23 protein-coding genes and 1 riboswitch are annotated in these 25,498 nt (G+C 72.4%); of the genes, 18 read left to right on the top strand and 5 right to left on the bottom strand.

What is annotated here, in order from left to right; translation table 11 throughout:
- The first annotated feature begins 76 nt into the window (after positions 1 to 76).
- From qcrC to ACZ4XJ_RS07515, 5 genes are all read left to right on the top strand, one after another.
- Positions 77 to 886, top strand: a complete 810-nt coding sequence (qcrC, locus tag ACZ4XJ_RS07535) for a cytochrome bc1 complex diheme cytochrome c subunit (protein WP_362879760.1) — start codon at positions 77 to 79, stop codon at positions 884 to 886.
- Positions 883 to 1,941: a cytochrome bc1 complex Rieske iron-sulfur subunit gene (gene qcrA / locus ACZ4XJ_RS07530; RefSeq protein WP_362879758.1), complete on the top strand. Its 1,059-nt coding sequence runs from the start codon at positions 883 to 885 to the stop codon at positions 1,939 to 1,941. The genes qcrC and qcrA overlap by 4 nt, the downstream gene beginning before the upstream one ends.
- Complete coding sequence (qcrB, locus tag ACZ4XJ_RS07525) at positions 1,938 to 3,569, top strand: cytochrome bc1 complex cytochrome b subunit (RefSeq protein ID WP_362879757.1); 1,632 nt, start codon at positions 1,938 to 1,940, stop codon at positions 3,567 to 3,569. The genes qcrA and qcrB overlap by 4 nt, the downstream gene beginning before the upstream one ends.
- 166 nt (positions 3,570 to 3,735) lie before the next feature.
- The gene (trpD, locus tag ACZ4XJ_RS07520) at positions 3,736 to 4,800 is read left to right on the top strand and encodes an anthranilate phosphoribosyltransferase (protein ID WP_362879755.1); all 1,065 of its coding nucleotides are present in this window, start codon (positions 3,736 to 3,738) and stop codon (positions 4,798 to 4,800) included.
- A gap of 82 nt (positions 4,801 to 4,882) precedes the next feature.
- A riboswitch (SAM riboswitch) is annotated at positions 4,883 to 4,999 on the top strand.
- A 215-nt stretch (positions 5,000 to 5,214) separates the two neighbouring features.
- Entirely contained in the window at positions 5,215 to 6,618 is a 1,404-nt protein-coding gene (locus ACZ4XJ_RS07515) for an aminotransferase class V-fold PLP-dependent enzyme (protein WP_468495607.1), read from the top strand.
- A gap of 127 nt (positions 6,619 to 6,745) precedes the next feature.
- On the opposite strand, the gene ACZ4XJ_RS07510 is transcribed toward ACZ4XJ_RS07515, so the two are convergent.
- Both ACZ4XJ_RS07510 and ACZ4XJ_RS07505 read right to left on the bottom strand, forming a co-directional pair.
- Positions 6,746 to 7,027: an Lrp/AsnC family transcriptional regulator gene (locus ACZ4XJ_RS07510; RefSeq protein ID WP_007263678.1), complete on the bottom strand. Its 282-nt coding sequence runs from the start codon at positions 7,025 to 7,027 to the stop codon at positions 6,746 to 6,748.
- Positions 7,024 to 7,758, bottom strand: coding sequence for a rhomboid family intramembrane serine protease (locus ACZ4XJ_RS07505; protein ID WP_468495606.1), 735 nt, complete (start codon positions 7,756 to 7,758; stop codon positions 7,024 to 7,026). The genes ACZ4XJ_RS07510 and ACZ4XJ_RS07505 overlap by 4 nt, the downstream gene beginning before the upstream one ends.
- 112 nt (positions 7,759 to 7,870) lie before the next feature.
- Here ACZ4XJ_RS07505 and ACZ4XJ_RS07500 point away from each other — a divergent pair, with 112 nt between their 5' ends.
- The 7 genes from ACZ4XJ_RS07500 (at position 7,871) to ACZ4XJ_RS07470 (ending at position 16,372) form a co-directional block, all read left to right on the top strand.
- Complete coding sequence (locus ACZ4XJ_RS07500; protein WP_007263676.1) at positions 7,871 to 8,110, top strand: hypothetical protein; 240 nt, start codon at positions 7,871 to 7,873, stop codon at positions 8,108 to 8,110.
- Between the two features lie 39 nt (positions 8,111 to 8,149).
- Positions 8,150 to 9,514: an NYN domain-containing protein gene (locus tag ACZ4XJ_RS07495; protein WP_362879781.1), complete on the top strand. Its 1,365-nt coding sequence runs from the start codon at positions 8,150 to 8,152 to the stop codon at positions 9,512 to 9,514.
- A 265-nt stretch (positions 9,515 to 9,779) separates the two neighbouring features.
- Positions 9,780 to 10,817: a C40 family peptidase gene (locus ACZ4XJ_RS07490; RefSeq protein WP_468495605.1), complete on the top strand. Its 1,038-nt coding sequence runs from the start codon at positions 9,780 to 9,782 to the stop codon at positions 10,815 to 10,817.
- 243 nt (positions 10,818 to 11,060) lie between these two features.
- A complete protein-coding gene (locus ACZ4XJ_RS07485; protein ID WP_362879749.1) occupies positions 11,061 to 12,104 on the top strand; it encodes a C40 family peptidase in 1,044 nt (347 codons plus the stop codon).
- An 88-nt stretch (positions 12,105 to 12,192) separates the two neighbouring features.
- Positions 12,193 to 13,326 carry a hypothetical protein gene (locus tag ACZ4XJ_RS07480; RefSeq protein ID WP_468495604.1) on the top strand — a complete coding sequence of 378 codons (1,134 nt, stop codon included), beginning with the start codon at positions 12,193 to 12,195 and terminating at the stop codon, positions 13,324 to 13,326.
- A 53-nt stretch (positions 13,327 to 13,379) separates the two neighbouring features.
- Positions 13,380 to 14,522 carry a glycosyltransferase family 4 protein gene (locus tag ACZ4XJ_RS07475; protein WP_383988893.1) on the top strand — a complete coding sequence of 381 codons (1,143 nt, stop codon included), beginning with the start codon at positions 13,380 to 13,382 and terminating at the stop codon, positions 14,520 to 14,522.
- A gap of 233 nt (positions 14,523 to 14,755) precedes the next feature.
- Positions 14,756 to 16,372, top strand: coding sequence for a GMC oxidoreductase (locus tag ACZ4XJ_RS07470; protein ID WP_362879746.1), 1,617 nt, complete (start codon positions 14,756 to 14,758; stop codon positions 16,370 to 16,372).
- Between the two features lie 66 nt (positions 16,373 to 16,438).
- Here the strand turns inward: ACZ4XJ_RS07470 and ACZ4XJ_RS07465 are convergent, their stop codons facing one another.
- Entirely contained in the window at positions 16,439 to 18,235 is a 1,797-nt protein-coding gene (locus ACZ4XJ_RS07465) for an AMP-dependent synthetase/ligase (protein WP_468495603.1), read from the bottom strand.
- A gap of 266 nt (positions 18,236 to 18,501) precedes the next feature.
- Here ACZ4XJ_RS07465 and ACZ4XJ_RS07460 point away from each other — a divergent pair, with 266 nt between their 5' ends.
- The 6 genes from ACZ4XJ_RS07460 to ACZ4XJ_RS07435 all read left to right on the top strand — a co-directional run bounded on the left by ACZ4XJ_RS07460 (position 18,502) and on the right by ACZ4XJ_RS07435 (position 23,709).
- Entirely contained in the window at positions 18,502 to 19,284 is a 783-nt protein-coding gene (locus ACZ4XJ_RS07460) for a metallophosphoesterase family protein (protein WP_362879743.1), read from the top strand.
- A 156-nt stretch (positions 19,285 to 19,440) separates the two neighbouring features.
- Positions 19,441 to 19,881: an SRPBCC family protein gene (locus ACZ4XJ_RS07455; RefSeq protein WP_468495602.1), complete on the top strand. Its 441-nt coding sequence runs from the start codon at positions 19,441 to 19,443 to the stop codon at positions 19,879 to 19,881.
- Between the two features lie 301 nt (positions 19,882 to 20,182).
- A complete protein-coding gene (locus ACZ4XJ_RS07450; RefSeq protein WP_468495601.1) occupies positions 20,183 to 21,325 on the top strand; it encodes an ArsA family ATPase in 1,143 nt (380 codons plus the stop codon).
- 67 nt (positions 21,326 to 21,392) lie between these two features.
- The gene (locus ACZ4XJ_RS07445) at positions 21,393 to 21,866 is read left to right on the top strand and encodes a DUF5304 family protein (protein ID WP_362879740.1); all 474 of its coding nucleotides are present in this window, start codon (positions 21,393 to 21,395) and stop codon (positions 21,864 to 21,866) included.
- A gap of 61 nt (positions 21,867 to 21,927) precedes the next feature.
- Entirely contained in the window at positions 21,928 to 22,869 is a 942-nt protein-coding gene (locus tag ACZ4XJ_RS07440) for an ROK family glucokinase (RefSeq protein WP_362879738.1), read from the top strand.
- A gap of 69 nt (positions 22,870 to 22,938) precedes the next feature.
- Complete coding sequence (locus ACZ4XJ_RS07435) at positions 22,939 to 23,709, top strand: endonuclease/exonuclease/phosphatase family protein (protein WP_468495600.1); 771 nt, start codon at positions 22,939 to 22,941, stop codon at positions 23,707 to 23,709.
- 244 nt (positions 23,710 to 23,953) lie between these two features.
- Here ACZ4XJ_RS07435 and ACZ4XJ_RS07430 read toward each other — a convergent pair whose 3' ends face one another.
- Both ACZ4XJ_RS07430 and ACZ4XJ_RS07425 read right to left on the bottom strand, forming a co-directional pair.
- Complete coding sequence (locus tag ACZ4XJ_RS07430) at positions 23,954 to 24,559, bottom strand: hypothetical protein (RefSeq protein ID WP_468495599.1); 606 nt, start codon at positions 24,557 to 24,559, stop codon at positions 23,954 to 23,956.
- Positions 24,552 to 25,331 (bottom strand): alpha/beta hydrolase, encoded by a 780-nt coding sequence (locus ACZ4XJ_RS07425; RefSeq protein WP_468495598.1) that lies wholly within the window; start codon positions 25,329 to 25,331, stop codon positions 24,552 to 24,554. The genes ACZ4XJ_RS07430 and ACZ4XJ_RS07425 overlap by 8 nt, the downstream gene beginning before the upstream one ends.
- Positions 25,332 to 25,498: the final 167 nt, after the last annotated feature.

Raw genomic sequence — 25,498 nt, 5'->3', positions numbered from 1 at the left:
CGAACACGTCGCCGGGCCCGACCCGGCACTCCATCCAGAAACACCGACGCAGAAGATCCTGACACCGGGGTAATCCGTGAAAAAGCTCTCCGCACGACGACGCCATCCGCTGGCGGCGGTCGTCGTTCTACTCTTCGCGCTGGCGGTCACTGGGGGGCTGTACGCCGCCTTCGCGCCCGCGGGCAAGGCGCAGGCCGACGAAACCGCCCAGTCCCTCGCCATCGAGGAGGGCAAGAAGCTCTATGCCGTGGGCTGCGCAAGCTGCCACGGTACCGGCGGTCAGGGCTCCTCTGACGGCCCGAGCCTGGTGGGCGTCGGCTCCGCAGCCGTCGACTTCCAGGTGAGCACGGGCCGCATGCCCGCCCAGCAGCCCGGCGCCCAGGTGCCGAAGAAGCCGAACATCTACTCGCAGGCCCAGATCGACCAGCTCGCGGCGTACATCGCTTCGCTCGGAGCCGGCCCGATCACGCCGACCGAGAAGCAGTACGACCCGGCCGGGGCCGACATCGCCAAGGGTGGTGAGCTGTTCCGCAACAACTGCGCGCAGTGCCACAACTTCACCGGCGAGGGCGGCGCCCTGACGAACGGCAAGTACGCCCCGAACCTCGAGGACGTCTCGCCGAAGCACATCTACGAGGCCATGCTCACCGGCCCGCAGAACATGCCCTCCTTCCCGGACAGCACGATGCCGGAGCAGGGAAAGAAGGACATCATCGCGTACCTCCAGAACGTCAACGGCGAGAAGTCGACCAACCCCGGTGGTCTGAAGCTCGGTGGCCTCGGCCCCGTCTCCGAGGGTCTGTTCGGCTGGATCTTCGGTCTGGGTGCGCTGATCGCTGTCGCCGTTTGGGTCGCGGCCCACACCGCTAAGGCCAAGAAGTCATGAGTAGCCAAGACATTCCCGAAGAGAAGCACCTGCCGAGCGAGCAGGGCGACGCGCATCACGGTGGCGTGGCGGTCGCGGACGACCCGTTCGCCGACCCCGGTCTGCCGGTCCACAGGCCGCGCATCCAGGACATCGACGAGCGGGCCGCCAAGCGGTCCGAGCGCACGGTCGCGATGCTGTTCACGCTGTCGATGCTGGCCACGATCGGCTTCATCGCGTCCTACGTGATCTTCCCGGTCGACAAGATCGTCTACATCTTCCCCATCGGGAAGGTGAGCGCGCTGAACTTCGCGCTCGGTCTGACCCTGGGCACGGCGCTCTTCTGCATCGGCGCGGGCGCGGTCCACTGGGCCCGCACCCTGATGTCCGACGTCGAGGTCGCCGCCGAGCGCCACGAGATCGCCGCTCCGCCGGAGGTCAAGGCGCAGGTCCTGCAGGACTTCGCCGACGGCGCGAACGAGTCCGCCATCGGCCGCCGGCCGCTGATCCGCAACACGCTGATCGGCGCGATGGCCCTGGTGCCCCTGTCCGGCGTCATGCTGCTGCGCGACCTGGGCCCGCTGCCCGAGGACAAGCTCCGCAAGACCATCTGGGCCAAGGGCAAGCTGCTCATCAACCAGAACACGATGGAGCCGCTGCGTCCCGAGGACATCGTGGTCGGCTCGCTGACCTTCGCCAAGCCCGAGGGCCTGGAGGAGGACGCGCACGACTACATGTCCCAGATCGCCAAGGCCGCCCTGATGATCGTCCGTATCCAGCCGGAGGACATCAAGGACAAGAAGGAACTGGAGTGGTCCCACGACGGGATCGTGGCCTTCTCCAAGATCTGCACCCACGTCGGCTGCCCGATCAGCCTGTACGAGCAGCAGACGCACCACGTGCTCTGCCCGTGCCACCAGTCCACTTTCGACCTCTCCGACGGCGCCCGTGTCATCTTCGGCCCGGCCGGTCACGCACTTCCGCAGCTGCGGATCGGCGTGAATGACGAAGGTTTCCTCGAAGCGCACGGCGACTTCGAAGAGCCCGTCGGTCCTGCATTCTGGGAGCGCGGATGAGCACTGCCACAGACAACAAGACGGGGCGCAAAGCGCCGGCCGGCGAGCGCGTAGCGGACTGGGCGGACGGTCGCCTGGGCATCTACGGCCTCGCCAAGGCCAACATGCGCAAGATCTTCCCGGACCACTGGTCCTTCATGCTGGGTGAGATCTGCCTCTACAGCTTCATCATCATCATCCTCACGGGTGTGTACCTGACGCTGTTCTTCCACCCGAGCATGAACGAGGTCGTGTACCACGGCTCGTACGTGCCGATGCAGGGTGTCCGGATGTCCGAGGCGTTCGCCTCGACCCTGGACATCAGCTTCGACGTCCGCGGCGGTCTGCTCATCCGGCAGATCCACCACTGGGCGGCACTGATCTTCGTCGCGGCGATGATGGTGCACATGATGCGCGTCTTCTTCACCGGCGCGTTCCGCAAGCCGCGCGAGATCAACTGGATCTTCGGCTTTCTGCTGCTGGTCCTCGGCATGTTCACCGGTTTCACCGGTTACTCGCTGCCGGACGACCTGCTCTCGGGCACCGGTGTCCGCTTCATGCAGGGCGCGATCCTGTCCGTGCCGGTCGTCGGCACGTACCTGTCGATGTTCCTGTTCGGCGGGGAGTTCCCCGGTCACGACTTCGTGGCCCGGTTCTACTCGATCCACATCCTGCTGCTGCCCGGCATCATGATGGGCCTGCTGGTCGCCCACCTGATCCTGGTCTTCTACCACAAGCACACCCAGTTCGCGGGCCCCGGTAAGACGAACAACAACGTCGTCGGCATGCCGCTGCTGCCGGTCTACATGGCCAAGGCCGGAGGCTTCTTCTTCCTGGTCTTCGGCATCATCGCGGCCATCGCGGGCATCGCCTCGATCAACCCGATCTGGGCGCTCGGACCGTACGTCCCGGACCACGTGTCCACGGGCGCGCAGCCCGACTGGTACATGGGCTTCTCCGAGGGCCTCATCCGTGCGATGCCGGGCTGGGAGATCAACCTCTGGGGCCACACGCTCGTCCTGGGCGTGTTCATCCCGCTGGTGATCTTCCCGCTGGTGCTGGCGACGATCGCGGTGTACCCGTTCGTCGAGTCCTGGGTCACCGGCGACAAGCGCGAGCACCACATCCTGGACCGCCCGCGCAACGTCCCGACCCGTACCGCCTTCGGTGTGGCCTGGCTGACCTGGTACGTCATCCTGCTGATCGCCGGTGGAAACGACATGTTCGCGCAGTACTTCCACCTCTCGATCAACTCGATCACCTGGTTCGCCCGGATCGGCTTCTTCGTCGGCCCGGTCATCGCCTTCGTCATCACCAAGCGGATCTGCCTCGGCCTCCAGCGCCGGGACCGGGACAAGGTGCTGCACGGTCGCGAGACCGGCATCATCAAGCGCCTGCCGCACGGTGAGTTCGTCGAGATCCACGAGCCGCTCTCGCAGGGCAAGCTCCACACGCTCACCTCGTACACCACGTACGAGCCGATCGAGATCGGCCCGACGGTCGACGAGAACGGCGTCGAGCGCAAGGTGAAGGCCACCGAGAAGCTCCGCGCCAAGCTCAGCAAGAGCTACTACGCCGAGGGCAACCAGATCCCGAAGCCCACGGTGGAGGAGTACAAGGAGATCCAGAGCGGCCACGGCCACCACTGATCCTCCGCACGACCGCTTGAGGGATTGATTTCGGTCAATCCTGGTGTCGCCACGGCAAGAGCCCCGTCCACGGTCCGGACGGGGCTCTTTGCCGTCCCCCAGGGCTGGATAGGCTGGCCCCCATCCCATTCGACGTGGCAACCTCACCCGGCAGCAGGAGCGGACCATGAACGTGTTGACCCCGACAGGCGGCGACAACGTGGCGGCCCGCGGCTGGCCGGGCCTCCTCGACGCCCTGCTGGACGGCCGGGACCTCGGCGCGGACGACACCGCCTGGGCGATGGACCGGATCATGCGGGGCGAGGCCACCGACGCCCAGATCGCCGGCTTCGCGGTCGCGCTCCGGGCCAAGGGGGAGACCGTCTCGGAGATCAACGGGCTCGTACGGGCCATGTACGCGCACGCCAACCTGATCGAGGTCCCGGGGCGGACGGTCGACATCGTCGGCACCGGCGGCGACGGCGCCAAGACGGTGAACATCTCCACGATGTCGGCGATCGTGGTGGCCGGAACCGGTGCCAAGGTCGTCAAGCACGGCAACCGGGCGGCGTCCTCCGCGAGCGGCTCCTCCGACGTCCTGGAGAAGCTCGGCGTCAACCTCGACCTCACCCCCGCGCGGGTGGTCGAGGTCGCCGAGGAGGCCGGGATCACCTTCTGCTTCGCCGTCAAGTTCCACCCGGCGCTGCGCCACGTGGCGCCCGCCCGCAAGGAACTGGGCATCCGGACCACCTTCAACTTCCTCGGACCGCTGACCAACCCGGCCAAGGTGCGCGCGCAGGCCACCGGCGTGGCCGACCCCCGGGTGGCGCCCATCGTGGCCGGGGTACTGGCCGAGCGGGGCTCCTCCGCGCTGGTCTTCCGCGGTGACGACGGCCTCGACGAGTTGACCACCACCGCCACCTCGCGGGTCTGGTGGGTCCGGGACGGCTCCGTCACCGAGTCGCCCTTCGACCCGCGCGACATCGGGATCCCGCTCGTGGACGTGTCGCGGCTGCGCGGCGAGGACGCCTCGTACAACGCCGACGTCGCCCGCCGACTGCTGGCGGGGGAGACCGGCCCCGTCCGGGACGCCGTCCTGCTGAACTCGGCCGCCGCCCTGGTGGCGCTGGACCCGGGTACGGGCTCCCTGGAGGAGCAGCTCGCGGCGGGCGTGACCCGGGCGGCCGAGTCCATCGACTCGGGATCCGCTCGGGCCGCGCTGGAGCGCTGGGTGGCGGCCAGCAACGCCTGAGGCATCCTTTCGGCCAACACCCCGGTCCACGATGCGGACCGGGGTCTTGCGCACGAGGGATCGTGTGGCAGGATTCTGACCAGGTCACGAGTGACAGCGTTTAGGCCCCGGCTTGCTGTCCGGCAACCCTCCTTCCGTGGCGGGGTGCCCCGGGTGATGACCAGGCCGTAGGCAGCGAGGTCTACGGCAAGCGCGGATCCCTCGACACCAGGGGTCCTGGTCTCTCGAGGAGCGTTTTCCGTGAGCAAGCGAATGCGATAGGGCGGCTCCGCCCCCACTTCACCCCTCGGACCGGGGCACTTGCGTGCACCCGTGTCACTTCCGAGGGCTTTCCCGTACCCCGACGGCCGCAGCGCCGCATCCGCGTACGGGCACACCGAAGCCATTCCGCCCTGCCTGCCGGGAGATACCGCCATGTCCGCATCCCTGAACACCGCCGCGACCACCACCGCCGTATGCGCCGACGGGCCCGCCTGTGGCGAGCCGCTGGCCGTGCTCGGCCGTGACGTCACCGTCCCGCTCGTGACCGGCGGCGAGGTCACCTACGCCGCCCTGGACTACGCGGCCAGCGCCCCCGCGCTCCAGCGGGTCTGGGACGACGTCGCCGCGTACGCCCCCTACTACGGCAGCGTCCACCGCGGGGCCGGCTACCTCTCCCAGCTGTCCACCGACCTCTTCGAGCAGAGCCGCGTCACCGTCGCCGAGTTCCTCGACTGCCGGCCCTCCGACCAGGTGGTCTTCACCCGGTCCACCACCGACTCCCTCAACCTGCTCGCCGCCGTCCTGCCGGCCGACTGCCAGGTGTTCGTCTTCGAGACCGAGCACCACGCCTCGCTGCTGCCCTGGACGAACGCCCGCGTCAGCTACCTCAACGCCCCCCGCACCCCCGGCGAGGCCGTCGCCACCCTGGAGCGGGCGCTCGCCGACCGCACCGCGTCAATCGAAGAGGGCCACGGCCCGGCGCTGGTCTGCGTCACCGGCGCCTCCAACGTCACCGGCGAGCAGTGGCCGGTCAAGGAACTCGCCGCCGCCGCGCACGCCCACGGCGCGCGGATCGTCCTGGACGCCGCCCAGCTGGCCCCGCACCACCCCGTCTCCGTCCAGGACCTGGACGTGGACTGGGTCGCCTTCTCCGGCCACAAGCTGTACGCGCCCTTCGGCTCGGGCGTCCTCGCCGGCCGCGCGGACTGGCTCCAGGAGGCCGACCCGTACCTCGCCGGCGGCGGCGCCTCCCGCAAGGTGGCCCGCCGCGAGGACGGCGGCGTCGACGTCGAGTGGCACACCACCGCGGCCCGCCACGAGGCCGGCTCCCCGAACGTCATCGGCGTCTACTCCATCGCCTCAGCCTGCAAGGCCCTGAAGGAGGCCGGGTTCGAGAACCTGGTCGCCCGCGAGAACCAGCTCATCGCGAAGGTCCGCGAGGGCCTGGCGGAGGTCCCGGCCGTCCGCGTGCTGTCCCTGTTCGGGGACGACGCCCCGCGCGTCGGCGTCATCTCGTTCGTGGTCGACGGCTGGAACAGCAGTCACTTCGCCGCGGCCCTGTCCGCCGAGTACGGCATCGGCGTCCGCGACGGCCTCTTCTGCGCCCACCCGCTGGTCCGCACCCTGCTCGGCAGCGAGCCGCAGGCCCAGGGCGAGTGCGGAGCCCCGGAGGCCGCCCCCGGCGAGCGCTCCCTGAACGCCATCCGCGTCAGCTTCGGCGCGGGAACCCCCGACGAGCACGTCGAGCGGTTCGTCCGCGCGGTGAAGGAACTCGTCGCGGACGGCGCCAAGTGGCAGTACCGCACCGAAGAGGGCCGCTGCGTCCCGGCCGTCTGACGGGCTGTGGCCCACACCGAGTGGGGGTCTCGCCCAGGACCCGCCCGGGTGCCCGTCCGGGTGCCCGTCCGGGCTGCGCGACGGCCGCCCCGCCCCGGTGGGCGGGGCGTTGCCCGGGCCCCGAGCGCTACGCGTCGAGGCCGATCGCGAACGCGGCCTCCAGGTCGTGCTGGGAGTACGTGCGGAACGCGACGTGGGTGTCCGTCGCCTCGACGCCGGGGATCTTGCTGATGCGGCCCGGGATGATGTCCGCGAGGTTCTCGTGGCGGGCGACGCGGACCAGCGCGATCAGGTCGTACGTGCCGGTGACCGAGTAGACCTCGCTGACACTGTCCAGCTGCGCGATGGACTCGGCGATCTCGGGGATGCGGTCCACGCTGGTCTTGATGAGCACGATCGCGGTGATCACGGTTGGCTGTCTCCCTCGCCGGCAGTCACTGGTCGCCTCACTCTAGTCGTACGCCGATATCGGACCCACGCGTACAGGAAGCCCAGGGAGAAGCCCACCACGTGGGCCAGGTAGGCCACCCCCGGACCGCTCTCCGCCCGGTGCGCCGCCAGCCATTGCAGGCCGAACCAGAACAGCAGCACGACCCACGCGGGGAAGCGCAGCGGCAGGAACAGCAGGAACGGGAACAGGCTGGTCACCCGTGCCCGCGGGAACAGGCAGAGGAAGGCGCCGAGGACCGCCGAGATCGCGCCGGACGCGCCGACCAGGGTCTGGTCGGAGGAGGCGTTGGCCGCCGCGTACGCGGCCAGCGCGAGGTATCCGGTGCAGACGTAGAACACGAGGAAGGGCGCCCGACCCATCCGCTCCTCCGCCATCGCCCCGAAGACGTACAGGAACAGCATGTTCCCGAGCAGGTGCAACCAACTGCCGTGCACGAAGAGCGCCGTCAACGGGGTGAGCGGCGCCCGGCCGGCTCCGGAGAACAGCTCGTCCGGGACCACGCCCCAGTGCCTGAAGTACGCGGTGCCCGTCTCGGTCAGCCGGTCGCCCGTCCCGTAGGAGGGGTTCAAGCCCGACGCCGGGCCGAGGACGAACGCCACGCAGCAGCCGGCGATCAGCGCGTACGTGATCACCGGGCCCCGGGCGGCCTCGCGGACGGTCCGCCACCTTACGATCATGCGGAAGAGCATGACGCAGGTGCACCCCCTCGGGGGTGGTGCCAGGCCGTAGGGTTACGTGCGCGGTCCGCGGACCGCCGCGAAAGGCTTTGATTGAATGAGCTACGAAGGAGAGAGCGGCCTGATGACGGTTCCCCTGCCGACCGACACCACCCGGTGGCGCTGCACGCTGTGCGGCAACCTCACGCGGTTCGACGTCACCCGATCGTCGAAGGTCGTGGAGTACGTCCACCTGGACCTCGCCGGGGAGCCCAAGGTCGAGGAACGCGAGGTGGTCAGTGAGACCATCGAGTCGGTCCGCTGCCGCTGGTGCAACGCGGTGGACCAGATCGAACTCGTGGACAGGCCGGGCACCGACTCCTGACGGAGCCGGGCCCACAGTAGATCACGGTAGGGGTGACGGATTGTGGAGCCAGCAAGCGGCGCTGAGCCGGCCGACGAGGCCGGCGACGCCGCCGAGGTGCTCGACCGCCCGCTGCCGGAAGGCGTGCGGCGCCGGGTCGTCGCGCTCGTCTCGGACGCCTTCGGTGGCCTGACGGTCGCCGACCTCCCGGCGCAGCTGCGTCAGTACGCGCGGTTCACCCCGAGCCGGCGCGCCAAGTTCGCGGGCAACGCGATGGCCGCGGCCGTGGAGGCGGACGCCGTCTTCCGCGGCCGGGTCGCGGACAAGCTGCGCGAGGCGCAGCCGGAGCTGACCGGGGCGCTGGAGTCGGGGGCGCCGCCGGCCGCGGCGGACCCGCTGGACGTGGCGGCCGCCGCGTACGTGCTGCGCCCGGCCGGCTGGGTCAAGCTGGTGGCCTCCGCCGGCGAGGAGGCGCAGCGCGCCGACGCCGAGCGGGTGGGCGACGAGGCGCGGCGCGAGCTGGAGCGGCTGCGCGAGGAGTTGGCCCAGGTGCGGGAGCAGCAGAGGTCGGGCGGCGAGCAGGTGCGCGCCGACCTCGAAGCGGCCCGCAGGGAAGCCGAATCGCTTCAGCGCAAGCTGCGCAGCGCCCTGAGCGACGTCAAGCGGGGTGAGGCGGCCCTGCGCAAGGTGGGCGCCGAGATCGACGGGATCCGCGGGGAGGCCGCCGCACAGGTGACCGCCGCCGAGAGCGAGTCCCGGCGGCTCAAGTCCCGCCTCGCGGAGGTGGAGTCGGCGTTGGAGATCTCGCGCCGGGCCACCCGCGAGGGCCGCAGCATCGAGGACATGCGGCTGCGGCTGCTGCTGGACACCGTCCTGGACGCGGCGGCCGGCCTGCGGCGCGAGCTGGCGCTTCCGCCGGTCAACACCCGTCCCGCGGACACCGTGGACGCGGTGGAGCCGGGCCGGATGACGCCGAAGGACATCGCGGCGCGGGCTCTGTCGGAGACCGATCCGGCCCTGCTGGACCAGTTGTTGGCGCTGCCCCAGGCGCATCTGGTGGTCGACGGCTACAACGTGACGAAGACCGGCTATCCGACGATGCCGCTGGAGAAGCAGCGGCTGCGCCTGCTGGGCGGGCTGTCGATGCTGGCCGCGCAGACCGGCGCCGAGATGACCTGCGTGTTCGACGGGGCGGAGCTGGCGGCGCCGGTGCTGCTCGCGCCGCCGCGCGGGGTGCGGGTGCTGTTCTCCAAGGCGGGCGTGACGGCGGACGAACTCATCCGCCAGCTGGTGCGGGCCGAACCGCCGGGTCGCCCGGTGGTCGTGGTCTCCACCGACCGGGAGGTGGCCGACGGGGTCGCCAAGGCCGGGGCCCGGCCCGTGACGTCCGCTCTGCTCCTGAAGCGGCTTTCGCGCGTTTCGTAACGGCCGGGCGCGATGCCGGGATTGGCGGTGTCCGTGGAGGACGTACCGTCAGTCCGCCGGCACGCAGCGTGCGCCCCGGGTAAAGAAGCGGGCAGGACGACGGATTTTTCCGTACGGGTATTTGAAGTGATCAAGCGCATGTCACTAGGGTCTGCTCAAACCTCCGTGCGGTAGTTCACTCCTTCGAGTGAGGGCGGGGTTGCTGCCGGGCGTGCGTTCCCGCTCGGCGGCCCGAGGCAGTCCGAGGAAGAAGGAGCTCGTCTCCGTGGCGTCCCACCGTCGACCCAAGCACCCGGCCCGCGCGCGCGTGAGCGTGCTCACCGCCACCGCCGCGGCGGCCGTCGCGCTCTCCTCGCACTCGGCCGTGGCCGCCCCGGACAAGCCGAACAAGGACGAGGTCAAGACCAAGGTCGACACCCTCTACGAGGAGGCCGAACAGGCCACCGAGAAGTTCAACGGGGCCAAGGAGCGCCAGGAGAAGCTGGAGAAGGAGATCGCCCAGCTCCAGGACCGGGTCGCCCGCGGCCAGGACGAACTCAACACCCTGCGCAACACGCTCGGTTCGATGGCCACCGCCCAGTACCGCGGCGGCGGATTCGACCAGTCCGTGGAACTCCTCCTCTCCGACGACCCCGAGTCCTACCTCGACAGGGCCGCCACCCTCCAGCAGTTGAGCGGCAAGCAGGTCGACGCCGTCGGCAGGATCCAGGACAAGCAGCGCACCCTCGCGCAGCAACGCCAGGAGGCCTCGGGCAAGCTCGCCGACCTCGACGCCACCCGCAAGGAACTCGGCGAGAAGAAGAAGGCCTCCCAGGACAAGCTCGCCGAGGCCCAGGCCCTCCTCAACACGCTGACCGCGCAGGAGCGCAGGCAGCTGAAGGACGAGGACGCCAAGGCCGGCGAGGCCGCCCGCGACCAGGGCGAACGCACCCCCGCCGCGCCGCCCGCCAACGCCTCCGGCCGGGCCGCCGCCGCGCTCGCCGCCGCCAAGACCAAGCTGGGCAGCGCCTACATATCCGGCGCCGAGGGCCCCAGCGCCTTCGACTGCTCCGGGCTGGTGCAGTGGGCGTACAAGCAGGCCGGGGTGTCCGTCACCCGCACCACCTACACCCAGGCCGAGGAGGGCACCCGCATCAGCCGGAGCCAGCTCCAGCCCGGTGACCTCGTCTTCTTCTACGGCGACCTGCACCACGTCGGCCTGTACGCGGGCAACAACACCACCCTGCACGCCTCCAACCCGCGCGGCGGCGTCAAGTACGAGTCGATCGACAACATGCCGTTCCAGTTCGGCGTCCGCATCTGACCCGACCCGCGCCCACCGGGACGCGCCCGCGCACCGCCCATCCGGGCGAATTCACGGGCCCCGCCGCGACCGCACGCCCCGCCGATGACCTGCGTCTGAGGCGGGGCGCCCGCGTACGGGCCCGCCGGCGGTCGTTGGTCGGCGCGTGTTCGCGCCGCTACTGTCTGCCAGCGCGGAACCCGGCACACGGCCGTCCACGGAGGGCGGACCCGGGCCCCGCGCAGCGGAAGGGAGCGGTTCCACGTGGCGTCCCATCGCCGACCCGGGCTCAGAAGCCTCGACCGGAACACCAAGGTCACCGTTTTCACCGCCGCGGCGGCCACCGCCGCCGTAGCCATGACGGGCGCACCCGCCGGTGCGGCCCCCGGCCTACCGCAGGAGCCCCCATCGGGTACCCGGGCCCAGGTCGACCGGCTCTTCGAGGAGGCCGAGCAGGCGACCGAGCAGTTCAACGAGGCGGGGGAGAAGGCCGACCGGCTGCGCGCCGACATCGGCCGCGCCCAGGACGCGGTTGCCCGCGGCCAGGACCGGATCAACACCATGCGCGGTGTCCTCGGCACCTTCGCCGGAGCCCAGTACCGCTCCGGCGGCCTCGACCCCACCGTCGAGCTGATGCTCTCCGACGACCCCAACGACTACCTCGACAAGGCCGCCGTCCTGAACCGGCTCAGCGGCCGGCAGGCCCGCCAACTGGGCGAACTGCGCGAGGAGCAGCGCCGGCTCGGCCAGCAGCGCCAGGAGGCCTCCCACAAGCTGGCCGAACTCGACGCCCTGCGCGCCGACGTGGCCCGGCACAAGCGGTCCGTCACCGCGAAGCTCGCCGCCGCCCGCCGGCTGCTCAACGAGATGCCGACCGCGGAACGCGCCGACTTCGAGCGGGCCTCGCGCTCCGGCGGCCGCCCCGGCGCGCCGCCCGAGCCGGCCGCCCCCGGGCAGGCGTCGGGCCGGGCCATGACCGCGGTGATGGCCGCCCGCGCCGCGGTGGGCAAACCGTACGTGTGGGGTTCCACCGGCCCCTCCGGCTTCGACTGCTCCGGGCTGATGGTGTGGTCGTACCGGCAGGCGGGCGTCGCGCTGCCGCGCACCTCGCAGGCCCAGCGCGGCGCGGGCCGGCAGGTCCCGCTGTCGCAGGCCCGACCCGGCGACCTGGTGACGTACCGCTCGGACGCCAGCCACGTCGGCATGTACGTCGGCAACGGGCAGGTCGTCCACGCCCCCTACCCGGGGGCCCGGGTGCGCTACGACCCGGTCGGGATGATGCCGGTGTCCTCGGTCACCCGGCCGTAGCCGGCGCCCTCGTCGCACCCCGGCCCGGTGACCGAGGACACCGGGCCGGGGGGCCCGCCCCGGTCGGCGCGCTGCGTACGATCGGCCGGTGACCCCCCTGCCGAGAGCCGTCGTCCGCCTCCTGCTGCCGTGCCTGCTCGTGGTGGCCGGATGCACGGCGCCCGCCCCGGCCGGCGTCGACGGGCGCGACGTGCGGCGGGCCGTGGCCGACTGGTCCGCCGCCCCGCCCGCCCGGCTCGCCGCGATCCCGCTGGAGGGCTGGTCGTACGAGGTCACCTCCATCCGGCGGGACGGCACACGGGCCACCGCGCGGGCCCGGCTGCGCTACGGCCTCACCGGTCACGACGCCGCCCCCACCGGGTCGGACCGCGAGGTGGAGCTGACCCGGAGCCCGACCGGCTGGCGGGTCGACGGGGACCGGCCCGCGCCGGGTGCGCCGCCGCAACTGTGGGACCAGGGCGAACCCGAGGTGGCGCGGGGCGCGCACGCGCTGGTCCTCGGCGTCGGGCAGAGCCCCCGGACCCTGGCGGACATCGCCGCGGAGGCCGACCGGGCGGTGCCCGCCGTGAGCGCCGCACGGCCGGGCACGTGGGCCGGGCGGGTGGTGGTCCTGGTCCCCGCCGACCTGGACGCGATGGCCGCCCTGCTGGGCCGACCCGCCGACGCCTACCGGGGCCTGGGCGCGGTCACCACGGGAAGCACCGGTGGCGGTCCCGCTCCCGCCGACCGGGTCGTCGTCAACCCGGCGGGGTACGCGCTACTGTCCGAGCGTGGCAGGCGGATCCTGTTGACCCACGAGACCACCCACGTCGCGACCCGCGCCGCGACCACCGCCCGGACCCCGCTGTGGCTGTCCGAGGGCTTCGCCGACTGGGTGGCGTACCGCGACACCGGGCTGGGCCCGGCCGACGCCGCGCCCGCCCTCGCCCGGGCCGTGCGGCGCGGCGAGGTCCCCGCCGAACTGCCGCCGGACACGGCCTTCGCCTTCGGCGGCGACCCGGACGCGCAGGCCAGGGCGTACGAGGGAGCCTGGCTGGCCTGCCGGCTCATCGCCGACCGGTGGGGCGAGGACGCGCTGACCACGCTGTACGAACGCGCCGGACGCGAAGGGCTCCCGACCGCGCTCGCCCGGACCATCGGGGGAGACCCGACCGGCCTGACCACCGCCTGGCAGGCGGCGCTGCGCACGCAACTCGGCCCCGACGCGCCCGCCACCCGCTGAGCGCCGGCGTCCGCGCCCGACGGCTGCGGGCGCGTCCGGTACTTTGGCCGGTGATGCACAAGACGCTGATCGTGACCAACGACTTCCCGCCGCGCCCGGGCGGCATCCAGGCCTTCCTCCACAACATGGCGCTGCGCCTGGATCCCGACCGGATCGTCGTCTACGCCTCCACCTGGAAGCACGGCGAGGAAGGCCGCGCGGCCACCGCCGCCTTCGACGCGGAACAGCCGTTCCAGGTGGTGCGCGATCGTACGACGATGCTCCTGCCGACCCCCCGGGTGACCCGGCGCGCGGTCGGCCTGCTGCGCGAACACGGCTGCGAGTCCGTGTGGTTCGGGGCGGCGGCCCCGCTGGGCCTGATGGGTCCGGCGCTGCGGCGCGCGGGCGCGCGCCGGCTCGTCGCCACCACGCACGGGCACGAGGCCGGCTGGGCCCAACTGCCCGCGGCCCGACAGCTGCTGCGCCGCATCGGCGAGGGCACCGACACCCTGACCTACCTGGGGGAGTACACGCGCTCGCGGATCGCCTCGGCGGTGACCGACCGGGCGGCGGCGCGGATGGTGCAACTCCCGCCGGGGGTGGACGAGAAGACCTTCCACCCCGGATCCGGCGGCGCCGCGGTACGGGCCCGGCTCGGGCTCACGGACCGCCCGGTGGTGGTGTGCGTCTCCCGGCTGGTCCCGCGCAAGGGGCAGGACACCCTGATCGAGGCGATGCCGCGGATCCTGGCCGCGGTGCCGGACGCGGTGCTGCTCGTCGTGGGCGGCGGCCCGTACGAGGCGGACCTGCGACGGCTCGCCGAGTCCACCGGGGTCTCCCGGTCCGTGGTCTTCACCGGGGCCGTGCCCTGGGCCGAACTCCCGGCCCACTACGGCGCCGGCGACGTGTTCGCGATGCCGTGTCGGACCCGGCGCGGCGGCCTGGACGTCGAGGGGCTCGGCATCGTCTACCTGGAGGCCTCGGCGACCGGCCTGCCGGTGGTGGCGGGCGACTCCGGCGGAGCCCCGGACGCGGTACTGGACGGGGAGACGGGCTGGGTCGTGCGCGGCGGCTCCCCCGAGGAGGCGGCCGACCGGATCACGGCCCTGCTCCAGGATCCGGAACTGCGCCGTTGCATGGGCGAGCGGGGCCGCGCCTGGGTCGAGGAGAAGTGGCGCTGGGACCTCCTGGCGGAACGGCTGCGCGAGCTGCTGTAGGCACGGCCCGGGCCGCCGAGGGCACGGCCCGGACTCCTGCGGCACGGCCCGGGACCCCCTTTCCCCGGGGAAGGGGGGATTATCGCTCCCGAGGGCCCCGCCGCGGGCGGGATCGGGCGAACCGGGCGGGCTCCGGTGGGGCCCGCATACGGTCGAGCCATGTCTGACTGTTACTCAGAAGCGTGTCAGTTCGGGTTGTGGCCGGTTGGGCGGAATCCGCTCATGATGCGGCCATGACACCCAACCTGACGCGTCGTCATGTCCTGGGGCTCGGCGCCCTCCAGGCCGCCGCGGCGCTCGGCTTCACCCGCATCGGTCCGGCCGCCGCCGCGGGCGCCGAGCCGCCACCCGCCCAGTACGCCCCCGCCATCGTCGTCGGCTCCGGCTACGGATCCGCCGTCGCCGCCCTGCGGCTCGGGCAGGCCGGCGTCCGTACCGTCGTCCTCGAAATGGGGCGGCTGTGGGACACCCCCGGGCCCGACGGCAAGGTCTTCCCCGCCACCTCGGCACCCGACCACCGCTCCATGTGGTTCCGCACCCGCACCGAGGCCCCGCTCGCCCAGTTCCTCTGGCTCGACGTGGTGAACCGCGACATCAGCCCCTACCCCGGCGTCCTGGACCGGGTGAACTACGGCGACATGTCCGTGTACGTGGGCCGCGGCGTCGGCGGCGGCTCCCTGGTCAACGGCGGCATGGCGCCGACTCCGCGCCGCTCGTACTTCTCCGAGGTGCTGCCCCAGGTCGACGCCGACGAGATGTACGGCACCTACTACCCCCGGGCCCGCGCCATGCTGGGCGTCAACGACATCGACCCGGCCTGGTTCGAGTCCACCGAGTGGTACCGCTTCGCCCGGACCTCGCGCAAGCACGCCCACAACACCGGCCTGAAGACCGTGTTCGTGCCCAACGTCTACGACTTCGACCACATGAAGCGCGAGGCCGCCGGCACCGCCCCCCGCTCCGCGCTCGCGGGCGAGGTCATCTACGGCAACAACCACGGCAAGAAGAGCGTCGACAAGACCTACCTCGCCGCCGCCCTCGGCACCGGCAACGTCACCATCGAGACCATGCAGCGCGTGGTCGGCGTCCGCCCCGACCCGGCGGGCGGCTACGTCCTCACCGTCCGCACCAGCGACCTCAGCGGCCGGGTCACGCAGGTCCGCGAGCTGGGTTGTCGCCGGCTCTTCCTCGGCGCCGGCAGCCTCGGCACGACCGAGATCCTGCTGCGCGCCCGCGAAACCGGCACCCTGCCCGCGCTGAACGACCAGGTGGGGCTCGGCTGGGGGCCCAACGGCAACGTCATGACCGCCCGCGCCAACCACATCTGGGACACCGTCGGCGCCAACCAGGCCACCATGCCCGCCCTCGGCATCGACGACTGGGACAACGCGGCGAACCCGGTCTTCGCCGAGATCGCCCCGCTGCCCATGGGGTTCGAGCACTGGATCTCGATGTACCTGGCGATCACGAAGAACCCGCAACGCGGGCACTTCACCTACGACGCCGCCGCCGACTCCGCGCGGCTCCAGTGGCGCCGGGAACAGAGCGACCCGTCCCTGAACGCGGCCAAGAACCTCTTCGACCGCATCAACCGGCGGAACTTCACCGTCTACCGCCACGACCTCTTCGGCGGCAACCGGGCCTTCGCCGGCGACTTCACCTACCACCCGCTCGGCGGCTGCGTGCTCGGCCGCGCGACGGACGCGTACGGCCGCGCCAAGGGCTACCAGGGCCTCTACGTCGTCGACGGCTCCCTGGTCCCCGGCTCGCTCGGGGTGAACCCGTTCGTGACGATCACGGCCCTCGCGGAACGGAACATGGCGCGGATCCTCGCCGAGGATCCGCGCTAGTCCGTCCCCTTCCGGGACCCGTCAGGCCCGTCGGACCCGTCAGGCCCGTCGGACCCGTCGGGCCCGTCAGGACCGGTACAGGTTCTCGATCTCGTCCGCGAAGTCCTTCGCCACCACGTTCCGCTTCAGCTTCAGCGACGGCGTGACGTGGCCCGACTCCTCCGTGAACTGGGAGGGCAGGATGCGGAATTTCCGCACCGATTCCGCCTTGGAGACCGCCGCGTTGCCGTCGTCCACGGCCTGCTGGACGGCGGCGATCAGATCCGCGTCCTCCCGCAGCTCCGCCGCCGTCACGCCCACCGGCTTGCCGTGCTCCGCGGCCCAGCGGCCGAGGAACTCCTCGTCGATGGTGACCAGCGCGGCGACGAACGGTCGCGCGTCGCCGACCACCATGCACTCCGCGACCAGCGCGTGGGCGCGGATCCGGTCCTCGATCACCGCGGGCGCCACGTTCTTGCCGCCCGCCGTGACGATGAGTTCCTTCTTGCGGCCGGTGATCGCGAGGTAGCCGTCCTCGTCGAGGGTGCCGACGTCGCCGGTGTGGAACCAGCCGTCGGTGAGCGCCTCGGCGGTCGCCGTCTCGTTCTTCCAGTACCCGGTGAAGACGTGCTCGCCGTGCAGCAGCACCTCGCCGTCGTCCGCGATGCGCACCACGGAGCCCGGCAGCGGCTGGCCGACCGTACCGATCTTCTGCTTGTCCCACGGGTTGAAGGTGGTGGCCGCGCAGGACTCGGTCAGGCCGTAGCCCTCCAGCACCGTGAAGCCGATGCCGCGGAAGAAGTGCCCGAGCCGCTCGCCCAGCGGCGCGCCGCCGGAGATCGCGTACTCGCCGCGCCCGCCGAGGACCGCGTGCAGCTTGCTGTAGACGAGCTTCGAGAACAGCTTGTGCTTGAGCTTCAGCCCGAAGGACGGCCCGCGCGGGGTGTCCAGCGCCCGGCTGTACGCGATCGCCGTCTCGGCGGCCGCGTCGAAGATCTTGCCCTTGCCGTCGGCCTGCGCCTTGGCGCGCGCCGAGTTGTAGACCTTCTCGAAGACGCGCGGCACGCCGAGGATCAGCGTCGGCCGGAAGGACTGCAGTTCGTCGGTCAGGTTCTTGATGTCCGGTACGCAGCCCAGCCGGATCGGCGCCAGTACGGCCGCCACCTCCACCAGGCGTCCGAAGACGTGCGCGGCCGGCAGGAACAGCAGCACCGAGCACTCGCCGGTCTTGAACAGCGGGCTCAGCCGCTCCACCGCGTTGCCGCACTCGGCGAAGAAGTTGCGGTGGGAGAGCACGCAGCCCTTGGGGCGACCGGTCGTGCCCGAGGTGTAGACGATGGTGGCCGGGTCGTCGGCGTTCGCCAGACCGCTGCGCTCGTCGACCTCCGCGTCGGTGATCGCGGCGCCCGCGGCCTTCAGTGCCTCCAGGGCGCCCTGTTCGATCTCCCAGACCTCGCGCAGTTCCGGCAACCGGTCGCGCAGCGCGGCCACGGTCCCGCTGTGACCCGGGCTCTCGACGATCGCCGCGGCGGCGCCGGAGTCACCGAGGATCCACTGGATCTGCTCGGGGGAGCTGGTCTCGTACACGGGGACGGTGACCGCGCCCGCGCTCCAGATCGCGAAGTCGAGCAGCACCCACTCGTAACGGGTGCGGGAGATCAGGGCGACCCGGTCACCGGGCTGGATCCCCGCCGCCATCAGGCCCTTGGCGGCGGCCCGTACCTCGGCGAGGAACTCCGTCGCGGTCACGTCCTGCCACCGGCCGTCCACCTTGCGGCTCATGACGGCGGTGTCTGGATGCTGAGCGGCGTTGCGGCGGATGAGATCCGTCAGGTTCCCGTCCGACGGGACCTCGTACAGAGCCGGAAGGCTGAACTCGCGCAAGACTGCTGCTCCTCTGGGCGCCATCGCCACCGTGTGGACCGACCGGACGTTACCCACCGGTAGTGGGTTCCGGATAGAGGGAACCGGCCAGATGTTCCGTGCGTCACATTCTGTACATCGTCAGACATAGCCAGGACGCCGCACGCCCGGTATCGGCGATGCCGACAGTAGTCGACCCTGTTTGCGACTAGGAAGTAACCGCAGGTCCGGCAGGCTTCCGGGGCCGCCCTACCGGTCCGGGCCCGGTCGCCCCTAGGGTTGCGGGCATGGGTGGCAGCAGGAGTCGTACGAAGGTCCACGTCGTCAGCGACGTCCACGGCAACGTCGAGGCGCTGGCCCGGGCCAAGGACGGCGCCGACGCGCTGATCTGCCTCGGTGACCTGGTGCTCTTCCTGGATTACGCCGACCATTCGCGCGGCATCTTTCCCGACCTCTTCGGCGTCGAGAACGCCGACCGCATCGTGGAACTGCGCACGGCCCGGAAGTTCGGCGAAGCGCGCGATTTCGGCCGCCGGCTGTGGGCCGGACTGGACCGGGACCGGCTGATCGAGGAAGCCGTACGCCGCCAGTACGCAGAGATGTTCGCCGCCTTCCCCTCCCCGACGTACGCCACCTACGGCAACGTCGACGTCCCGTCACTGTGGCCCGAGTACGCGGGCCCCGGCACCACCGTCCTCGACGGGCAGCGCGTGGAGATCGGCGGCCGCGTCTTCGGCTTCGTCGGCGGCGGACTGCCCTCCCCGATGCGCACGCCGTACGAGGTGCCCGAGGAGGAGTACGCCGCCAAGGTGGAGGCGCTGGGCGAGGTCGACGTGCTGTGCTCGCACATTCCGCCCGAGGTCCCCGAGCTCTGCTACGACACCGTGGCCCGCCGCTTCGAACGCGGCAGCGAGGCCCTGCTCGCCGCCATCCGCCGGACGAAGCCGCGGTACGCGCTCTTCGGGCACGTCCACCAGCCGCTGGCCCGACGCATGCGGATCGGCGGCACGGAATGCGTGAACGTGGGCCACTTCGCCTCGACCGGCACACCGTGGTCCCTGGAGTGGTGACTTGGGCGTCGCCGCTCCCGGGAGGGGCGCGGCGGGAGGTGCTGGAGTGGCGGCGGGAGGCCCTGGAGTGGCCGCACCCACACGCGCGGTAGCCTTCACGCGGCGGCCGGAGGCCTCCCGCACACTTGTCGAACACTCCCCGGAGGAGCGACCGCGATGGCGGAACACACCAGCTCAAGCATCACGATCGAGGCCTCGCCGGCCGACGTCATGGCCGTGATCGCCGACTTCGCCCGCTACCCCGAGTGGACCGGCGAGGTGAAGGAGGCGGAGGTGCTCGCCACCGACGCCGCGGGCCGGGCCGAGAAGGTGCGCCTGCTGCTCGACGCGGGCGCGATCAAGGACGACCACACCCTCGCGTACGCCTGGAAGGGCGCGGACGAGGTCAGCTGGACCCTGGACAAGTCCCAGATGCTGCGCCAGCTCGACGGCTCGTACCGGCTGGCGCCCGTGGACGGCGGTCGCAGCACGGAGGTCACCTACCAGCTGACCGTGGACGTCAAGATCCCGATGCTGGGCATGATCAAGCGCAAGGCGGAGAAGGTCATCATCGACCGCGCGCTGGCGGGCCTGAAGAAGCGCGTCGAATCGGCCTGACGCCGGTACGGGGCAGCCCGACGCCGGTACGGGGGCAGCCCGACTCCGGTACGGCGGCGGGTGCGGGCCCTCTGTTCCGACCCGGGTGCGGGTGCCGGCTGCCGCCTCGGCCCTGTTGCCCGCCCGAGCCCGGCCCTGACGCCGAGGCGGGTCCTCACGCGGCCGCCGGCCCGGCCCCCGCCGGCCGTGACGCGCCGCAGCGGGGCGCCGATCCGGTGCTGCGCCGCCGGGCCGGCCGGTCGGCTCCCGGTTCGGGCGGGACCCCGTCCCCGGGCCGCGCCCGATTCGTACGAGGAGAACCATGCCCCGCACCCTGCTGATCACCGGCCCCGGAGGGGCGGGGCGGACCACCGTCGCCGCCGGTACCGCGCTCGCCGCGGCCCGCGCCGGGCAGCGGGTGCTGCTGCTCTCCGCGGACCCGGCGGCCGACCCCGGGGCCGTTCCCGGGCTGCGGTTCGCCGGCATCGACTCCGGCGAGGAGTTCCGCGCCGAACTCGTCGCCCTCCAGGAACGCGGAGCCTCCCTCATCGGCATGCTCGGCGGACGCCCGCTCGGCGCCGAGGAGATCACCGAACTGCCCGGCGCCGAACAGTTCGCCCTGCTCCGCGCCCTGCGCCGGGCCGCCGCGGCACCCGCGACCGACCTCGTCGTCGTCGACATGCCCCCGCTCCACCAGAGCGTGACCGCCCTCGCGCTCCCCGCGCAGCTGCGCCGCTACCTGGCCCGGCTGCTGCCCGCCGAACGGCAGGCGGCCCGCGCGCTGCGCCCCGTACTGGCCCAGCTGGCCGGCGTCCCGATGCCCGCCCAGTGGCTCTACGAGGCCGCCGCCCGCTGGGACGAGGAGCTCGCCGCCGTCCAAGCCGTCGTCGAAGCCGCCGACACGGCCGTACGGGTCGTCGCCGAGCCCGGGGCCGCCGCGGACGCCGCCCTGCGCGCCGGCCTCCTCGGCCTCGCCCTGCACCAGCTGCCCGTCACCGACCTGGTGGCCAACCGGCTCGTGCCCCGGGACTCCGCGGACCCCTGGGTCGCGGGCCTCGCCGCCCGACAGGACGAGTTCCGCGAGGAGTGGAGCCGGGACCTGCGCGTCCTCGCCCTGCCCCACACCGGCGGGGAGCCCCGCGGCCCGGGGTCGCCGGCCGCCCTCGCCGGCGCCGGCCCGCTCGCCCCGCCGGCCGCCCCGGGCCGCCCCCGCTGGGCCGTCGAGGACCGGCGGGCCGAGGACGGGGTACTGGTCTGGGCGGTTCCGCTGCCCCGGGCCCGCAAGAGCGAGCTCGACCTGATCCGGCGCGGGGACGAGCTGCTCCTCGCGGTGGGCCCGCACCGCAGGATCGTTCCGCTGCCCTCGGCGCTGCGCCGCTGCACCGTTTCCGGCGCCGCCCTCACCGACGGCGTGCTCCGCATCCGCTTCACCCCGGACCCCCAGCTGTGGCCACGGGCGCACTGAACGACGTACCGCCGTTCGGGTAAGGTCGAATGTGGCTGCACCGTACGCCCCGCAAGGAGAGTCCGCGATGAGCGAGACCGCCGACCGCCCCACCGACGACGACGCCTGGGCGAAGGCCTGCGAGGAGGACCTCGCCGCCGAACGGGAGCGTCGCCGCGCCGGCCGGGACGGCGCCGCACCGGGCAACGGGACCGCCGCCGAGGAACTGTTCAAGCTCTTCGAGGCCGTCGCCGAAAAGGTCTCCTCCCTGAACAACCCGATCGTCGGCGCCGTCGCCCAGGACGCCGTACGCCAGTTCGTCAACCAGGCCAAGACCGCGGCCAAGCCCGTCGTCGAGCGCAATCCCGAGGTATTCGGCCACCTCGCGGCCGCCGGCGCGGAACTCCTCGCCGCCTACCGCTCGGCCGTCGACGGCCACGAGCGCCGGTGGACGCGCGACGAACCGCCCACCCGGCCGACCCCCCGCAAGGACGGCGACCCCGGTCACGGGCCCGGCGAGGACCCGGGTGCGGGTCCGGCCGAGCGGATCGATCTCGACTGATCCTCCGGCTGCCTCGGGTACGGTGGGCCGTGGCGGGGCTTGACCGGAAACCGAGGGACTAATGGGACTCACCATCGGCGTCGACATCGGCGGCACCAAGATCGCGGCCGGCGTGGTCGACGAAGAGGGCACCATCCTTGAGACGTACAAGGTGCCCACCCCACCGACCGCGGACGGGGTGACGGAGGCGATCTGCGCCGCCGTCGCCGAAGTCAGCAGCAACCACACCATCGAAGCCGTCGGCATCGGCGCCGCCGGATACGTGGACGACAAGCGCGCGACCGTGCTCTTCGCCCCGAACATCCACTGGCGCCACGAGCCGCTCAAGGACAAGGTCGAGCAGCGCATCGGCCTGCCGGTGGTCGTCGAGAACGACGCGAACTGCGCCGCCTGGGGCGAGTACCGCTTCGGCGCCGGCCAGGGCCACGAGGACGTCATCTGCATCACGCTCGGCACCGGCCTGGGCGGTGGCATCATCATCGGCAACAAGCTGCGGCGCGGACGCTTCGGCGTCGCGGCCGAGTTCGGCCACATCCGCGTCGTCCCGGACGGCCTGCTGTGCGGCTGCGGCAGCCAGGGCTGCTGGGAGCAGTACGCCTCCGGCCGCGCCCTCGTCCGTTACGCCAGGCAGCGCGCCAACGCCACCCCCGAGAACGCGGCGATCCTGCTCGCCCTCGGCGACGGCACCCCCGAGGGCATCGAGGGCAAGCACGTCAGCCAGGCGGCCCGCCAGGGCGACCTGGTGGCCATCGACTCCTTCCGCGAGCTGGCCCGTTGGGCCGGCGCGGGGCTGGCCGACCTGGCCTCGCTCTTCGACCCGTCGGCGTTCATCGTCGGCGGCGGCGTCTCCGACGAGGGGGACCTCGTCCTGGACCCGATCCGCAAGTCCTTCAAGCGCTGGCTGATCGGCGGCGCGTGGCGGCCGCACGCGCAGGTGCTGGCCGCGCAGCTCGGCGGCAGGGCCGGACTCGTCGGCGCGGCCGACCTGGCGCGCCAGGGCTGACCGGTCCTTCGTCATGACCGCCCGTCGCGCCCCTTGGGGGAGCGGCGGGCGGCTGCGTATGTTGCGGGCATGGACCCGACGCCGCCCCTGCCGCCCAAGTCCCTTACCGAGCCCGACGGTTCCGTCGTCATCCGGGTGCTCAGCTACAACCTCCGCTCGCTGCACGACGACGAGGACGCGCTCGCCCGGGTGATCCGGGCCTGCGCACCCGACCTGGTCCTCGCGCAGGAAGCGCCGCGGTTCTTCCGCTGGCGCAAGCACGCCGCCCGGCTGGCCGCGAAGTGCGACCTGGTGGTGCTCGGCGGGGGAGCGACGGCGGCCGGGCCGCTGCTGCTGTGCTCGCTGCGGGCCCTGGTGGAGCGCACCGAGGACGTCCTGCTGCCGCTCGGCCCCGGCCTGCACCGGCGCGGCTTCGCCACGGCGGTGGTCCGGTTCGGGGCGGTCCGGCTCGGGGTGATCAGCACGCACCTGTCGCTGGAGCGGGAGGAGCGGGGGCGGCAGACGGGGATGCTGCTGGAGCGCGTCGCGTCGATGGACGTCCCGTACGTGATCGTCGGGGGCGATGTGAACGAGACTCCGGTCGGGGATGCGTTCGGGAGGTTGGCCGGGGTGTTGCAGGACTGCTGGGCGGTGGCGCCGTGGGGTGGCGAGCACACGTTTCCGGCGGGGCCGGGGGTGCGGGCCGATCGGCGGATCGACGCGGTCTTCGCTTCGTCGGGGGTGGAGGTGTTGGCCTGCGGGGTGCCGGTCGGGTTGCCCGGGGTGGCGGACCGTGATCTGGGGGCGGCCACCGATCATTTGCCGGTGCTGGCCGTGCTGCGGCTTCCGGCGGGGCCGTAGGGCGGTGGCCCCGGGGCGGCCGCTGCGCGGGCCCGCTCCCCGCCCCGCCCTTTCGCCGTTTTCCGGGACCGCGCCCCGGCCCCCGTCCGGGGGCTCCGCCCCTGCACCCCCACGCCTCAAACGCCGGTGGGGCTGGGGGCCGGGGGCGGCGGGCGCCGTGCGCCCGACGTGGGTGGGGGTGGGGCGGGCGTCGCGCCGGCCGCCGCGCCGGACGGGGCCGGCGCGGCCGCCGGGGCGGCGCGGGTCAGACCACCGCGCCGCGGCCCGGGTCGTCGTCCTCGTCCTCGTCGCCGTGGGCCATGCGGGCCACCAGGGTGGCGAAGCCGCCCAGGAAACCGCCGATGCCCAGGGTGGTCAACCACCAGGTCATGTTCCACTGGAGCAGCACCGCCAGGAGCAGCAGCACCGGGCCGCCGATCACCGCCAGCCACGCGAACTTCGCCGTCGTGTCCGCGGGCGGGAGCTCCGGCTCCGGCGGGACGAAGTGACCCTCCTCCGCGCCCGGGTCGTCGTCCTTCGGTTCGGCCGGCGAGTGGTCCCGGGGACCGGTGCCCGGCCCGGTCGCGCCCACGCCCGGGGCGAAGACCACCGAACTGCCCAGCGGCGGCAAGGGGTCCGGGTCGGTGCCCTTCCCCTTCCCCTCCCCCTTACCGTGGTCCTCGTCCGCCACCGGCGCCGGCGGGGCCGGCTTCACGTCCTCCTCGGGCAGCAGCAGGTTCTCGATCGGCCGGAACGGCCGGGCCCCGGGCGGGTCCGGGGGCTCCTGTCCGTACCCGGCGACGATCGCCGCCCACGCCGCCTCCTCGTCCAGCGGGGGAACGCCCCCGGACGACTCCTCGTGCTCAGCCACCGCTGGCCGCCCCCTCCCTGCCGACGCTCTTCGCGAGCCGACCGACGAACGCATAGCTGTCCGCGAAGATCCGCTCCGCGTCATGGTCCAACGTCGCGACGTGGTAGCTCTGTTCCAGCAGGGTCTCGGTGACGTCCGTGGAGGACACCCGGGCCAGGATGCGCGCCGAGTCGACCGGCGGTACGACGTGGTCCTGCGGGCTGTGCAGCAGCAGCAGCGGCTGCGTGACCTGCGGGAGTTCGGCGTCGACCAGCCGGAAGAACGTGCGCAGCGAATGCGCGGCCCGGGTCGGGACCCGGTCGTAGCCGATCTCGACGGAACCCGGCTTCGCGATGTCGCTCGTGATGCCCGGGGTCGAACGGATGAAGTGCTTGGCCACCGGGAGGGCGACGGCGAGCGGGTCGTGCACCTTGTTGGCCGGGTTGACGAGGACGATGCCGCTGATGTCGTCCCCGTGCTTGGCGGCCAGCCGCAGGGTCAGCGCGCCACCCATCGACAATCCGAACACGAACACCTGCTCGCAGGAGTCCAGCAGCTCCCGCAGCGCGCGGTCCACCTCCGCGTACCAGTCCTGCCAACCCGTGAGCTGCATGTCCTGCCAGCGCGTCCCGTGCCCGGGCAGCAGCGGCAGCGACACGGTCAGGCCGCGCGCGGCCAGGTACTCGGCCCAGGGGCGGAGCGACTGCGGCGAACCGGTGAAGCCGTGGCAGAGAAGCACGCCGACCTCTCCGCCCTCGTGGCGGAACGGCTCTGCTCCAGGGAGGACGGGCACCAGAGTCTCCTTAGTCGATCAGGATGCGCGGGGGTACGGGGAGCGTTGCGCTGTGTGACTTCACCGTACGCGACGGGGGTGGTACCGACCAGGGTCGTAGGGCCGCCGCGGGCGGAGCCAGGGGATAAGGTCTGTTCGACAGATACAGGAAGGCTTTCGAGTTGATC

It is taken from the genome of Streptomyces sp. NPDC029836 (assembly GCF_055574495.1).
This window is presented reverse-complemented; position numbering and strand designations above follow the sequence as displayed.

Bases quoted from the DNA above. Each gene is read 5' to 3' on its own strand.
- qcrA (WP_362879758.1), top strand. From the start codon at position 883: ATGAGTAGCCAAGACATTCCCGAAGAGAAGCACCTGCCGAGCGAGCAG.
- qcrB (WP_362879757.1), top strand. From the start codon at position 1,938: ATGAGCACTGCCACAGACAACAAGACGGGGCGCAAAGCGCCGGCCGGC.
- trpD (WP_362879755.1), top strand. From the start codon at position 3,736: ATGAACGTGTTGACCCCGACAGGCGGCGACAACGTGGCGGCCCGCGGC.
- ACZ4XJ_RS07515 (WP_468495607.1), top strand. From the start codon at position 5,215: ATGTCCGCATCCCTGAACACCGCCGCGACCACCACCGCCGTATGCGCC.
- ACZ4XJ_RS07505 (WP_468495606.1), bottom strand. From the start codon at position 7,758: ATGCTCTTCCGCATGATCGTAAGGTGGCGGACCGTCCGCGAGGCCGCC.
- ACZ4XJ_RS07500 (WP_007263676.1), top strand. From the start codon at position 7,871: ATGACGGTTCCCCTGCCGACCGACACCACCCGGTGGCGCTGCACGCTG.
- ACZ4XJ_RS07475 (WP_383988893.1), top strand. From the start codon at position 13,380: ATGCACAAGACGCTGATCGTGACCAACGACTTCCCGCCGCGCCCGGGC.
- ACZ4XJ_RS07470 (WP_362879746.1), top strand. From the start codon at position 14,756: ATGACACCCAACCTGACGCGTCGTCATGTCCTGGGGCTCGGCGCCCTC.
- ACZ4XJ_RS07460 (WP_362879743.1), top strand. From the start codon at position 18,502: ATGGGTGGCAGCAGGAGTCGTACGAAGGTCCACGTCGTCAGCGACGTC.
- ACZ4XJ_RS07455 (WP_468495602.1), top strand. From the start codon at position 19,441: ATGGCGGAACACACCAGCTCAAGCATCACGATCGAGGCCTCGCCGGCC.
- ACZ4XJ_RS07450 (WP_468495601.1), top strand. From the start codon at position 20,183: ATGCCCCGCACCCTGCTGATCACCGGCCCCGGAGGGGCGGGGCGGACC.
- ACZ4XJ_RS07445 (WP_362879740.1), top strand. From the start codon at position 21,393: ATGAGCGAGACCGCCGACCGCCCCACCGACGACGACGCCTGGGCGAAG.
- ACZ4XJ_RS07440 (WP_362879738.1), top strand. From the start codon at position 21,928: ATGGGACTCACCATCGGCGTCGACATCGGCGGCACCAAGATCGCGGCC.
- ACZ4XJ_RS07435 (WP_468495600.1), top strand. From the start codon at position 22,939: ATGGACCCGACGCCGCCCCTGCCGCCCAAGTCCCTTACCGAGCCCGAC.